The organism is Flavobacterium sp. ACN6 (genome assembly GCF_002304005.1).
In the GTDB taxonomy this organism is placed as follows: Bacteria; Bacteroidota; Bacteroidia; order Flavobacteriales; family Flavobacteriaceae; genus Flavobacterium.
This window is the reverse complement of the sequence record NZ_MRCQ01000013.1, coordinates 111,129-125,256: the sequence shown is the minus strand read 5'-3', so window position 1 is coordinate 125,256 and position 14,128 is coordinate 111,129. Positions and strand designations below refer to the sequence as shown.

General features: G+C 35.1%; 6 protein-coding genes. All 6 read right to left on the bottom strand.

What is annotated here, in order from left to right:
* Positions 1 to 295 precede the first annotated feature (295 nt).
* The 6 genes from BSF42_RS18130 to BSF42_RS18105 all read right to left on the bottom strand — a co-directional run bounded on the left by BSF42_RS18130 (position 296) and on the right by BSF42_RS18105 (position 13,585).
* Complete coding sequence (locus BSF42_RS18130) at positions 296 to 3,454, bottom strand: DUF6298 domain-containing protein (RefSeq protein ID WP_095954509.1); 3,159 nt, start codon at positions 3,452 to 3,454, stop codon at positions 296 to 298.
* A 179-nt stretch (positions 3,455 to 3,633) separates the two neighbouring features.
* Positions 3,634 to 5,340 (bottom strand): polysaccharide lyase, encoded by a 1,707-nt coding sequence (locus BSF42_RS18125; protein ID WP_095954508.1) that lies wholly within the window; start codon positions 5,338 to 5,340, stop codon positions 3,634 to 3,636.
* A 248-nt stretch (positions 5,341 to 5,588) separates the two neighbouring features.
* On the bottom strand, positions 5,589 to 6,266 hold the full coding sequence (locus tag BSF42_RS18120; RefSeq protein WP_095954507.1) for a DUF3826 domain-containing protein: 678 nt from the start codon (positions 6,264 to 6,266) through the stop codon (positions 5,589 to 5,591).
* 155 nt (positions 6,267 to 6,421) lie between these two features.
* The gene (locus BSF42_RS18115; protein WP_095954506.1) at positions 6,422 to 8,131 is read right to left on the bottom strand and encodes a polysaccharide lyase; all 1,710 of its coding nucleotides are present in this window, start codon (positions 8,129 to 8,131) and stop codon (positions 6,422 to 6,424) included.
* A 102-nt stretch (positions 8,132 to 8,233) separates the two neighbouring features.
* The gene (locus BSF42_RS18110; RefSeq protein WP_095954505.1) at positions 8,234 to 10,231 is read right to left on the bottom strand and encodes a RagB/SusD family nutrient uptake outer membrane protein; all 1,998 of its coding nucleotides are present in this window, start codon (positions 10,229 to 10,231) and stop codon (positions 8,234 to 8,236) included.
* Between the two features lie 18 nt (positions 10,232 to 10,249).
* Positions 10,250 to 13,585 (bottom strand): SusC/RagA family TonB-linked outer membrane protein, encoded by a 3,336-nt coding sequence (locus tag BSF42_RS18105; RefSeq protein ID WP_095954504.1) that lies wholly within the window; start codon positions 13,583 to 13,585, stop codon positions 10,250 to 10,252.
* Positions 13,586 to 14,128 lie beyond the last annotated feature (543 nt).

Genomic DNA, 14,128 nt, shown 5'->3' with positions numbered 1-14,128 from the left:
ATTATATTTTTATTTTTTTGCCACAACTCGAACGATAGTGAACAGGCGAAGCAATTGCACTAATTTCCACTAATTTTTTCTCTGCTTTGTCTTGGTTTTTTCATGCAGATTTTGCTGATTTGTGCAGATTCAATTTTAAAATCTGCTGAATCTGCTTTTATCTTTTTATCCCTATAACTATCGGGAGCATGAAATTTTTTTACTCTCGCAGATTTGGCAGATCGAGCAGATTTAATTTTTTAAAATCTAAATTAAATTCGTGCTAATTCGTGTAATTTGCGGCAAACCTTTTCTTTTATTTCTTCACTACAAAAAGCACTTTTTCTTTGATTTCTGATTGGGGAATTACTACTGTTTTTCCTCCGCTTATATTTGCTTTTTTTGTGATTGTTCCTGTTGCTGCGTTTATGTTGTACACTTCGAAAGTTCCTTTTGTATTTGATAAATCAACCGAAATATCTTGGTCGGTTTTTAGATAGAAAAGATAACTTATTCCTTTATTTTCTCGTTTCCAAAGATTGTCTGAGAACGTATTTCCCTCGACTAATTTCATTTCGCTTAAAGCGGTATAAAACTCAGGCAATTCGATTTTTGGAATGTTTGGCATTGAAGCTCCCGCCATTAACGCTGGCCATCCAAATCTTGGTGAACCATCTGTTGAGTATAAAATTACTTTTTCAGGATATTTTTCTCTGTATTCTCGAACGGCTCTGTAAACCTGATTGTCTGTTTCTTTTCCGGTTTTTAATTTTCTGGCGTGTTGTCTTGGTGCTAGATTTTTTCCGCCTTCTGGCGCATAAGCTGATCCGTCATCTTTGTAATACCAATAACGAATATCAATTGCATCTACTGTTTTGGCTCTTTTGGCATCATTTAATATGGCATCCTGAACATCTTTTGTGGCACTTAAACCTATGATGGCTTTTTTACCTGTTTTGTCTTTCCATTTTTGAACTTCGTCCAGCCAGAATTCCATAAAGTGAAGTGGACCTGTATATTCGGCACTTGTTAACTGAATTACGTTGCTGTTTTCTTGAAAATTCTCCAATGATTTTCTGATGAATCCTTCGTGCAATTTTCTTCTTGCAGGATTAGTAACATCATAAAATTGTTCTGCCATAAAAATACGCTTGTCTCCAGCATACGGCGGAGGTTCCGGAAAACCTGTACTGTTTATATTGTTTGCGGAACGCCAAGGCGAACTTGACCAATGTGCTCCGGCTTCTATAATATTGTGTTGAAAATATTGTTGATTGACTAATATTTGTCCTTTAGTTTCGGCAACATTCGCAAAAAGCGCTAGACGATCCCAATACCAATCATTGAATTTAGTTAAATCGTATTTGCTCAATTGATCCCAAGCTAAATCCTGACCGCTTCTGGCAAATGGCTGTTCGTAAAATGGAGGCCAGACATCGGCATCAAAACGGCGAACGCGTTCGTGATCGTCCATTCTTCTTTCGTACCACAAACCGTAATTGTGCTCTAAAGCGACCATATTATTGGTGCTCAAATAATCTGATACTTCATTGATATTATCTGTAAATCCTGTTCCAGTTCTTCCAGGAACGAATCTGGTAACATCGGGAACTGATTTAGAAATATCACTGTCTCTAAGGCTTCCGCGCCACCACGGCACGCTTAATCTGTTTCCTGCAATTACTTTATTGTCATAAGTAAGCCAGCCGTTTTTTGTGCTTACTTTTTTATCTGAAATTGTATTTTGTAACGAATTTATTTTTAAATCATTCGCATTTTTTAAACCTGAATTCTTCGTGTCAATTGGATTTGATTTAGAAACTTCTGCAATCCATTCTACTAAACTTTGCTTTGGAGCAAGAGAATTTTTAGTTAATTCTTCCGCCACTTCCATTGTTGGACTTGAAGAAGGTTCTGAACCTAAATCGTAGATATATGCGTTTACAGGAAGTTTTTCTAATCTGCTTTCCAATTGTGCATAAAATAAACTTCTTGGAGAAATGTGATTGTTTACGTCTTTCCAATGTCCGTCGCCGGCCATGATGCCACCCCAAGTTCCAAAAGCCCAGTTTTGCGCCGTTGGCGGATTGTAGCATTCTATTTTAGATGCTGCTGTTTCCCAAATTACACTATTTGCAGCCGTCCATCCTGCTCCTCTTCCGTTTTGTTCTCTGTTGTTGTAGCTTAAAGCGTGACCGTCAACATAAGAAATTTCAAATAATATCCCTGTAGCCCAGCTTCCGATGGCACCGCTATTATTAAAAGGTAAAAATGATTCGCATTGAATAAACACATTTGGCCCCGTTGTTCCGAAACCGCCTACCGCAAAATCGTGGTAACCGTATTCAGAATAACAACGCTGAAATAAAGTCTGCTGGCCTTCTGTATAAAAAGTATGGCGTCTAAAACCTGCGATTTCTGAAACTGGTTCTGTTGCGATACAATCTTCAACTGTAATTTGCTGTGCTGATTTTAATACCGAAACGGCACCACCCGCAAAATGCTTGAAACCAACTTGTTTTACCCACGCATTTTTTGTGTTTTCAATACTGATTCCTAACCATCTGTGTTCTTCGTCTTTTGGTTTTGAAGTATCGTAAGCTGATTTCAATAAAATATTTTCAATTCCGATTTGCTCAATTCGTCCCGGCCAAGTATATGCAGTAACTTTTGCAGTTCCGTAAACATCATCTAAGGTCATTGTCAATGGAGCGTTTAAGGTTACTTCATTGCCATTGATTTTGGTTACAACTCTGTTCCACGTAATATCCCAATCGTTTTTTTTCCACCCCACCCAGCCAGTTTCTGCACCAAAATCATCCATTTTTAATTCTTTAATCCAATTATCGGTTAAAGGTTTTGTGATGATGATTTCGTCAGATACTTTTAGTTTTGAGATGTTTTTTAACTGAATTGTTTTTGTTCCGAGTGGTGTATAAGTTGTATTGAATTGGAAAGTTTCTCCGAGTTCTTTATCATCAACGCCTAAAACTCTAATTACGGCTTCTCTGTTTAATCCGGTTCCTAAAAGAATAGTTCCGTTTTCATTATTTCCGCTTCCGCGTAAAATAACTCCTGATTTTTTAATAGATAAAGTTCCGCTGATTTTAAAAGTTCCTTTGTCTAAAAGTACTGCTCCGCGAAAACCTGATTTGTTTGGCTTCAGATTACTTACATAATCAATCGCTGCCTGAATTCTCTGGGTTGCATCTTCTTCTTGTTTTGGAACAAAAATTTTATTCTCCACATTCGGAATTGCTTTTTCAGAAGCCATGTATCCGGCATAAGAAAAATCAGGAATTTGGTTTCCTTTATTATCTGTTGTGAAAGAAAGTTTTCCTTCTTTGGTTTTGATAATGTCTGGGAAATTGGTTTGTGCTGTTGTAATGCTAATGCTGAAAAGCATCACGAAAGCTGATAAAATGATTTTATCTTTTTGAGTAGAAATTATATTTTTTAGTTGATTAAAATTCACTTTAAAAATATTTTTTGTTGTGATTTATCCTAACAGGTTTTGAAAACCTGTTAGGTATTAATTGTGCGGTATTGTTTCGAAATTAATTCTAATCTATATCTTGATTCTTGAAATACCTAACAGGTTTTGGAAACCTGTTAGGATACGTTGAAAATATTCTGGTGACTAAATATAAAACTTTATTGCAACAATCCCTTTAATTTCGCCAATGTATCCGTATTATTTTCGGTTTTAGTCCAGTCTGTTTTACTGTTTGGATCAATTCCGTTGATATATTTTTCAATATTGGTATAACCGTCTCCGTTTGAGTCTTTGTTAGCATCTGAAGCATCATTCGGATTTAATCCAAATTTTTTCTCCCATGCATCTGGAATTCCGTCATTGTCAGAATCTTTATAGGCTTTTCCTTTATATGCAGGATAACCTCCAACTTGGTCAGGATGTGTTATAATTCCTTTTTTATAAGAATCTGCAGGTAATCTTCTTTTAATAAATTCTTTTCCAATATTGTTTTCTAAACCATCTTTAGTTTCAATTTTTCCGGTGCGAACTTGTTTGATGATTCTTTCGTCGACTGCATCTCTTTTTGGAATTGTCGCTCCAACATTCGTCAGAACAAAATCATACGCATCTTCTGCCGACATAATATTGAATTTTGGCATTGAGAATGGTTTTGGCTGTTTGATCGCTTCTAAAAATGATTTCTTTTCTGCTTCCGGAAGATCTTCTAATTGTACACCACCGTTCCAGTTATCTGCTGTAACTTCTGGAGAACCAACAATGAAATTCCCTGAAACATAAGCTCTTCCGTATTGTTTTGGTTCAATATAACCTGATTCTGGTTTAACAATTCTGTACCGAATTGGTTGATCTGCAGGGGTAATTGGTCCTGGCTTGAAGTAATTATTGATGATGTTTAACATCGAACGATAATCACCGCCGTCCAGCGTACGATTCCACCAATTGAAGATTACGTTATTTACAAAATTAAAATCACCATACATTCCGATAGAAGCGTTTCTTGCGATATTATCTGCCCATAAATTGCGCATAAATGTGCTGTTTAATCCGCCAATTGTACTACCAAAAGCGTGATTGTACGTATCTAAACCTTCTGATGAAATGGTATTTTGAATGGTAATATTACAAGCTGGCAATTTTTCCAGTTTTGATTTAGCGTTAGCTGCAAATTGATGTCTATATAAAGAAATATTTTCGTCTAATCCCCAGCTTACAGAACAGTGATCTACGATAATATTTCCCATCGGATTTCCGCCCAATGCGTCATCTCTTCTTGTAACTTCAGTTGCGCCTCTTCTAAAACGCATATGTCTGATAATTACGTCATGTGTATCGATTTCCAGCGTTTCTCCAGCAATACAAATTCCGTCACCTGGAGCGGTTTGTCCGGCGATTGTCACGTAAGGCGCGCGCATGCTGATTCTCTTTTTCAATTGGATTATTCCAGAAACATTGAAAACAATTGTTCTGGCTCCAACAGCTTCACAGGCTTCACGAAAAGTTCCTTTTCCGCTGTCTTCTAAACTTGTTACTACGTATATTTTTCCGCCACGTCCTCCTTGAGTATATGCACCTCCGCCTTCAGCTCCCGGAAAAGCAGGAATATCTGCCAAAACAAAATCTTTTGGATAAGAAGCCCAAGGTAAATAAGGTTTTCCTTGTTTTGCTTCTTCCTGAATAATATGATAATTACTCGTCCAAATTTCGTTTAGTCTTTTTTCTTCATCAGCTAAAAGAGCATCAGCTTTTTCCTGAACAGGTTTTGGAATTACTGGATATTGCGCATATGCCGAGGATACAAGTGAACAAAATGACAATGCCAAAAATGTTCTTTTTAAAGTACGGTTTGGGAAAATATTTTGCATTTTTTAGTTTAGTTCTTAGTGTTAGTTCTTAGTGGTTAGTTCTTAGTGGTTAGTTCTTAGTACTTAGTCGTTAGTTATTAGTTCTTAGTCCTTAGTGATTAGTTTATTAGTTTTTAGTTTTTAGTTTTTAGTCGTTAGTTATTAGCTATTACTAGATAGCACTAGGTCTTTTCTCTTCAATTTACTATTGACTAAGAACTAATCACTAAGGACTAAGAACTAATAACTAAGGACTAATAAACTAAGAACTATTTATTAGCTGCTTTGGCTTTCTCTCTTTGCTCAACACGTTCGTGCCAATCTTTACTTTCTTTGTTTAGATCGTAACCTTGCTTTGATAAGTAGTTATTGATTCTTCCTTTATATTTACCAAACCAGCTGTGTTTTTCTTTAGAAGAACCTCCGTCCATTGCATGTTCTCTCGCTTCTACTAACGCTTTGTAGATGTAATCTTTTTGTTCAGCAGTTAAGTTTGGAAGCATATCGTTATAACCTGCAACAGTTATTGGCAATACGCCATACGTCATTCCGTCTTTAACTTCAGTAATTTTGTCTTCTGATAATTCTTTACCTAATTTTTTTAGGTAAGATTTATGCAATTTTGCAATTGATTCGTCTGCTTTTGATTTAAGTTTATCAATTTTTTCGTTTTGCTTTTCTTTTGCTAAACTAGTATCTTCTTTTACTTTTTTGATTTCAGCGTCTCTTCCATCCTGAATTTCGCTTAAATCTCTAAATTGTTGTGCAATAACATTTGAAACAGCTTTTTCTTTTGCTTCATTTTTCAAATCTAATTTTACAACGATTTTTGCTGCTCTTTCGTTGGTAACTTTGATGTATTCTGGATCTAAATGCTGTTGGGCATTTAAAGTTGAAAATGCAAAAACCAGCGATAGTAAACCCGCATTTATTTTATTTAGTGCCATGATTTTTATTTTTAATTAATTGAAAAAATCTTGGAGATTTCTCTCAAAGGCTTATTTTTTTAATCTTGCTAACTAATCAGCTTGATCTGCTAAATCTGCGGGCTAATTTTTTCTCGCAGATTTAGCAGATTTGCAGATTTTTATTCTGATGTTTCTTATTTTAAATCTAATAAAGGTCTAACTAAAGTTTCTTTGTTATTAGCTAAATCTTTCCAGTTTACTTTTATTGCAGGATTTAAACCGTTGATGTAATCTTCAATATTCGTATATCCGTCTCCGTTCAAATCTCCTTTTGCATCTGATGGATCGTTCGGGTTTAACCCGTATTTTTTCTCCCATGCATCTGGCATACCATCTTTATCTGTATCTACATAAGGCTTTCCTTTGTATTCTGGATATCCTCCCACTTGAGAAATATCGGTAATAATTCCTTTTTTATAAGAATCCATCGGTAAACGTCTGTGCTCGAATTGATAGAATTGTTTTTTCTCCAATCCTTTTGCATATTCTGGAACTCCAGTTTTTACTGTTCTTACGATTCTTTCGTCAACTTTATCTCTAATTGGTAATGTTGCTCCAACATTTTTAAGTACGAATTCGTAAGAATCCTCTGCTGTCATAATTTTATTAAACCAAGGCATTGGGAAAGGTCTGTCGGCTTTCATTTTAGCGAAATAAGTACTGGCTTCGTCATAAGTCATTAACTCGCCTTTTTTGTTTTCGATTTGAATACCACCGTCCCAGTTGTCTTTTGTAACTTTTTCGTTATTGTTTACCACGTTTCCGTTTACATAAGCTCTACCAAAAACCATATAAGATAATTTACTTCTTCCTGATTCTGGTTTTAAGATTCTGTAGCTGATTGGCTGTGTTAAATCGGTCACAGGACCTGGTTTGTAAAAGTTATTGATGATGTTGTAGTTTGCAGTATAATCGCCTCCATCTGTAGATCTGTTATACCAGTTGAAAACAACATTATTCACAAAATTGAAAATTCCGTTCCATCCAATAGAAGGGTTTCTACCAGCATTATTTGCCCACATATTTCTAACAAAAGCACAATTTTCCCCTCCTAAAGTACTTCCGAAAGCGTGGTTGTAAGTATCTAAAGCTTCTCCAAATAAACTATTTTGGATTGTAATATTTACGGTTGGTTTCTTTTCGTCTGGATATCCAGCACCCGGGCTGTACATATGTCTGTAAATTGACATGTTTTCGTCTAATCCCCAAGTTGCAGAAACGTGGTCAATCATAATGTTTCCAACAGGATTTCCTCCAATGGCATCATCACGACGGCCTACGAAAGTTTCTCCACGGCGGAAACGTACATGTCTGATAATTACATCATGCGTATCTATCCAAGTTGATTCTCCTGCGATACAAATACCATCTCCAGGAGCAGTTTGTCCAGCTATTGTAATATATGGTGCACGAATAATTAACGGACTTTTAAGTCTGATAATTCCAGCAATATTAAACACAACAATTCTTGCTCCTCCTTTTTCGCATGCTTCACGTAAAGTTCCAGGCCCGCGGTCTTCTAAGCTTGTTACAGTGTAGACATTTCCGCCACGACCTCCATAAGTAAACATTCCTCCTCCTTCAGCTCCTGGAAAAGCAGGAATATCTGCCTGTGGTAAATCATTTGGCCTTGATGCCCAAGGGATGTAAGGCTTACCATGTTTTGCTTCTTCTTCAATAATTACTAAAGCTTTTTCCCAAGCTTCATCAGAAAGTTTTTGGGCTTCTTCTTTAATTGCTTTTTCCTGCGCTTGAACTTCTGGACTTATCTTTGGATATTGGGCAAAACATTTTGCACTTCCTAAAAAAACCAGAGCTGTGATAAATAATGCGGAATTTTTCATGTTAATTCTTGATTTTGGTAATTCTGTTTAAACAAATCACCTGTATCTTTTGACGAATACAGGTGAAAAGTTCTATAATTATTCTTCTTATATGATTTTATTCTATTCTTGGTAAATGTAACTTCCTGCTGCTCCATTCCCATCTTTCCAACCGATAGTTTGTGTTAACCAAGGATTGTTAACCAAAGCAGTCTGATTAAGTCCCATAATGTAATAATTTGATCTCCATGAAATTGGAGTAGCTACATTGCTAACATTATCCATAGGTGTTGGAGGAGAACGCAATTCAAAATTATTAGTGTAAAAAGTTGCTAAAGCAGTAATTTGAGACTGAAAGTTTGCTGCATCTGGATCTACAGATATAGAAGCACGATCTGCTGCTAAAGGATCTGTACCTGCAGGACTAGTTCCATTCTTATAATGCAAATAATTCCCAATACGCTGTGTTCCGTTTAATTGCGGAATGCCAAGTTTAGTATTTGTTGCATCATTAAGTGAAGAATCGTCACTGTAAAGCATCCATCTTTGAACATCCCAAAAACGTTTTCCTTCATAAGCTAACTCAACTCTACGCTCGTATAAACATGCTTCTAGAGCTGCATACTTGTCTGCCAATAAACCTATTCCGTAATTATCTGCTGCTGGAATTCCGACACGTCTACGAATTTGTCCTAAATAATTAATCGTATTACCAATATCTCCTTTTGCAGCATAACATTCCGCAATGTTCAATAATAACTCAGCAAAACGATATTCCATAATATCTGTTCCTGAAATTTGAAAATTCGATGCGTTACTAACTGTAGGACTTGACATTTTACGAATAAAGGCAGGGCTCGATACATCATTACCTGTACTAAAAGCTACACCAGTAGTAGCATTCGTTGACCAGCGATATGCCCAAACAGTAGGTGCTGCCGCCGAAGTTAAACTATTATTGTAAGGCCAGTAGCTTCCTGAAAAACCAAAAGTTCTATAAAAACGTGGATCACGGTCTCTAAAAAATAAGAATGAATCATAATTATTTGCAGCTGTTGGTCTTTTTCCATTCGCCATAGGAAATAAGTCAATCATACTTTTAGGAGCTTTAACTCCACCACTTCCTTGTCCGCCTTGGCTTGCCAAACGCATTGATCTCTCCCAAGAGCTATTTGACTGTAAAGAAGTTGCTACAGTAGTGCTGCTTGCTAAAAGTTTAATCGCAATAGCTTCTGAATTGAATGAGTTGTCATTAATATAAAACATTCTTTCCCAATCTCTTGCATTAGCTCCGTATAAACCATGTCCTGCTGAAGTTAATTCTGCTTCAGCTGCTAATCCCGCTGCTAAAGCTGCATCCCAACGCGCAGTTGATGAATCCCAGCCTTTATTAAATAATGGACTTGCATAGGTTAATAAAACACGTGATTTTTGAGCTAAAGCTGCGCCTTTCGTAAAACGACCATAATCTGTTGCCGGCCATCTACTCGGTAATAAACTCGCCGCTAAATCAAAATCAGCTGTAATTTGAGTAACTAGTTCCGTTACTGTTGCTCTTGGTATTTTAATTGCTGGATCATCTTTAGAAGGAGTCTGAACAGTTGTAATGATTGGAACACCTCCATAAGTACGCATTAAATCGAAATATTGAAGAGCGCGTAAATAATACATCTGCCCTTTAATCTGATCACGAAATGTCTGACTCAAATTAGCTCCATCTACATCAATTCTTTCCAACATCACATTAATATCTCTAATTCTGTTATAAGGATCATTAGAAGGGTTTTCTACTAATGTTTTTCCGAAATAACCTGATCCATCCACCGCATTTTCCAAAGTTATATTTGGATTAATCATGGTAGAAATACCTCCTATTTCTTCTGTGTAAGAAGTCTGAGTAGTTGTATAAGAGCCTACAACTATTGCAGTTGGTGTTTTATAGGCATCAAAAAAATCGTAATATAAATTGTTTACATACCAATTAACTCGTTCTTCACTTTTAAAGAATTCTTCATCGTAATATTTATACTGTTTTTTGTCTTCTAAAAAGTCATCACTGCATGAAACTCCTAATACCATTAAAAGAATCATTGTTATATATGTACAAAATTTTGCTTTCATAATTGTTTTTAATTAAAATTAGAATGATACATTCAAATTAATTGACCAAGTTCTAAGAGTTGGATATCTAGAAGCTGAATCATCATACATATTTCTATAATGATCTGGATAAGGATTATACAAATCCCAAAGGTTATTACCTGTTATTCCTAAAGTAGCCTTTTGAATATTTAGTTGTTTCATTGCCTCTTTTGGAAGTTCAAATCCGAAAGTCATATTTCTAATTACACATCTAAAAGTATTCATTTGCCAGAAATCAGATGGAGCAAAAATATAATCTTGTTGGGCCATATTAGGATATTTACCGTTAGGATTATCAGTAGCATCATACATATCTGTCCAGAAAGACTCATGAGCCCAGTCATTATGAGCAGACGAAGTACCTTGTTTTACTAAATCAAGAGCATTGTAACCTCCCCATGAAGTTTGAATCTGTGTTTTGAAATAAACTGATTTATATTTGAAACCCATGTTAGTTGTAAAACCATAAGTTCTATTATTGTTCGCCATTTTAACATAATCTTCATTTCTCATAATTCTACCATCAGCTCCTGCTTGAGTTCCTGTTGACGCATTATAAACACCCGCTGTATCTTCATAAGCCAGCATACCTTTACGCATAGCCGTTACGTTATTAATACCCATATAAGAAGGAACACCTCCCGCAGCCGTAGCTCTTTCTGTTAAATAATTCCAGTAATTCGCTACATCCTCATCTGTTCTTAAGATACCGTCACCTGTTGAAGTTTGTTTCCATGTATTGAATCCCCATACTGGAAAAAATGTAGAGGCACCAACCGTTGTAATATTAGTATTTGCATCAGTTCTTGCAAGATCAGGGTATTTTTTAACTTCATTATTTGAGAATCCAAAATTGACACCTACATTGTAGCTAAAATTATCTTTTATTTTATCATTCCAATTTAAACTAAATTCAGTTCCCCACGCATCAATAGCTGCATAGTTCACCTCTGCAAAACCACCTCCAACTGTAATTGGGGTACCTGCTTCACCAGCCAATCCTATCAACATCTCTGTAGATTTATCGTAATAAAAATCAGCAGTAAGCTGTAATCTATTTTTTAGAACCCCAATATCTATACCAACGTTATTTTTGATAGTAGTATCCCAGTGTACATTTTCATTTGGATTTGGACGTGGTGTAATTCCACCTCCTAGAAGACCTCCATTCGATCCAAATTGAGCTCCCTTGTCTGGCAATGGCTCATAAAACTGAAGCCATCTCCAATAATCAATATTATCTTTACCTGTTTTTCCAATTGAATAACGTAATTTCAAATTACTGATCCAAGAAACATTTTCAGTAAACCAATCTTCTTTTGTAACTACCCAGCCCAATTGAGCTCCTGGGAAAAAGCCCCAGTAATTGTTTGGTGCAAATTTAGTAGAAGCATCACTTCTAAATATAAACTCAACAAGATATTTGTCTTTGAAGCTATAGTTTACACGTCCTAAATAAGACTGTGTTCCCGACTCAACTTTTACAGCTTGCGAATTTGTACTTATTGGTCCAGCAGTAGTACTATTCCCTAAATAATCTTTTGAAGTCCCTTCGTAAGCTAAACGCACATTTTTGTTCCATGCTTCTGATTGCTCATAACCAAACATAGCAGATACATTATGATTTCCAAAAGTTCTAGCGTATGTTGCAAAAAAGTTAGCCTGAATCAATTTATCCATATCTGTCGTGTAGTAAACTCTAGAACCACGGATATTGGTATCGATAGCATATATTGAATTTGGATTCTCTAAGTGATTATCAGCTAAATGGTGATTTGTAATTCTAGCTAAATCATAAGGCAATTGATACTGCTCTGTATAACTGCTAGATTGGCTTCTGGCAAAACTTCCTTTTACACTTAAACCTTTTACAAATGGTAACTTATATTCCAAAGACAAATTCACATTATATGAAAACTGCTCTTCTATTTGTTTTCCAGCATCTAAACCTGCAAAATAGTTCCATCCTGCAATAGTCGTGTTAGAGTTTGCACTTCCTAAGTTACGATCTGTACGCGGAAAAGGAGACATCCAATAGTCTTTTCCATTTACAGTAGTTTGCCATGGAATGTATTTTGGCATGTGCAATAAATAAGCATAATCTGCTTGCTCTCCACCTGCTAATGAACCAAAACTACTATCGTTTAAGTTTGCCGAAGCCTTTGAAAATGATTTATTTACATCAGTTGTAATAGCCGAAACGGAAGCAGAAAATTCTAAATCCTGAGAGATCTTGATATTTGTTCCTGTTCTGAAATTCCATTTTTTATAATCTTGTTCTCCTAAGTTAGGTCCTTGATCAAAGTACGTAATACCTGCAAAATAAGTTGCTTTTTCAGTTCCTCCACTTGCAGAAAGAGACTGTCTTTGCTGCGTAGCAGGTTTCCAAGCTTCTTTTAGCCAATCATAATTCAAACCTTTCATTTGTTCAAGCTCTGCAGCAGAAAAATATTTAGATTGATCAGCTTCTAAGTTTGAATTCAAAAATCTATTTTTCCAAATTCCATGCTCATAAGCATTCATTGTTTTACTATGGCTTACTGCATCGTTAATAGAAAATTGACTATAGTAGGTAAACTTTGGTTTCCCAGATTTTCCTCTTTTAGTTTTTACTATAATGGCACCTTGCGAAGCTCTTGATCCATAAATTGCAGCAGAACCATCTTTTAAAATTGTCATGCTTTCAATTTCTGAAGGATCCAATTGGTTAAATGTCTCCAATGTAGGCTTTCCGTTTTGAGGATCAATTTGAACCATATCATCAATAACCACTAAAGGAATATTTGAATTTCCATCCTTTGAAAATCCGAATGTTTGACGTATTTGAAGAGTTGCAGCCTCACCTGGACGACCTGCACCTCCTGATACACTTACGCCAGGAGTTAATCCTCTCAATGCTTCAGATAAATTTGATACTGGTAAATCTTGAAACTCTTCTGGTTTTAAAGTAACAATCGCTCCTGTAACATTATTTTTTTTCTGAGTACCGTATGCAACAACTACAATGTCATCTAATACATTAGAATCTTCAGCTAATTTAGCATCAACTGTAGTACGGCCATTTACAGGAATCTCTGATTTTTTCATTCCGATAAATGAAAACACCAAAGTTGCACCTGGTTTTACCGTAATTTGATACTTACCATTAAAATCTGTTGTAACTGTATTCTTTGTAGATTTCTCAGTTACATTAACACCAGGAAGAAGACCTGATACATTATCGGTAACTGTTCCCGTTACAGTAACTTGATTACTTGAGTTTTGAGCATAACTCAGAACACTCATCAATGTAAACAAAAGAAAACTACATCTTTTTATAAGTGCTTGTTTCATAAATGTTTTTTTGGTTAGGTTATTAATGTTAGTTAGTCATGTTTTAAACATGTCTTAATTATAATAAAATTTTATTTAAATATTCTTAAACTATTTTATTAAATGTTTAAAACACATTTATTTTTTGTATTCCAAAAATATAACGATGCTGCATTACAACCGTCCTGCTCTATCCTGTTTTAATCGTATATTCTTAAAAAAAAAGACACTAAAAAAACAATATTAATAAAAAATGAATGGAAAAAATATAAGTAACCAAATATTTTAGAGAATTGTTTGCTTAATACAGAATTTACAATCACATTTTTACAAAAAAACTATAAGATATTTATCAAAAATAAAAATCTGTTATTTATTCTTCAAAACTAATAACTATATTATCTGATAAAGAAGTTATTATAAAATTTGAAATTTAACGAAAACGTTAGAGTAAAACAGCAAAAAGAGCGTGATTTCTCAACTAAAAAACCTACAAAATAAAAGCAGGATAGATTTTAAAAGATGCTGAATATTTTTATTCAAAAAAAATATTTTTAAAAGTAA

Excerpts from the sequence above, each read along its gene's own strand:
- BSF42_RS18115 (WP_095954506.1), bottom strand. The coding sequence starts at position 8,131 with ATGAAAAATTCCGCATTATTTATCACAGCTCTGGTTTTTTTAGGAAGT.
- BSF42_RS18105 (WP_095954504.1), bottom strand. The coding sequence starts at position 13,585 with ATGAAACAAGCACTTATAAAAAGATGTAGTTTTCTTTTGTTTACATTG.
- BSF42_RS18125 (WP_095954508.1), bottom strand. The coding sequence starts at position 5,340 with ATGCAAAATATTTTCCCAAACCGTACTTTAAAAAGAACATTTTTGGCA.
- BSF42_RS18120 (WP_095954507.1), bottom strand. The coding sequence starts at position 6,266 with ATGGCACTAAATAAAATAAATGCGGGTTTACTATCGCTGGTTTTTGCA.
- BSF42_RS18110 (WP_095954505.1), bottom strand. The coding sequence starts at position 10,231 with ATGAAAGCAAAATTTTGTACATATATAACAATGATTCTTTTAATGGTA.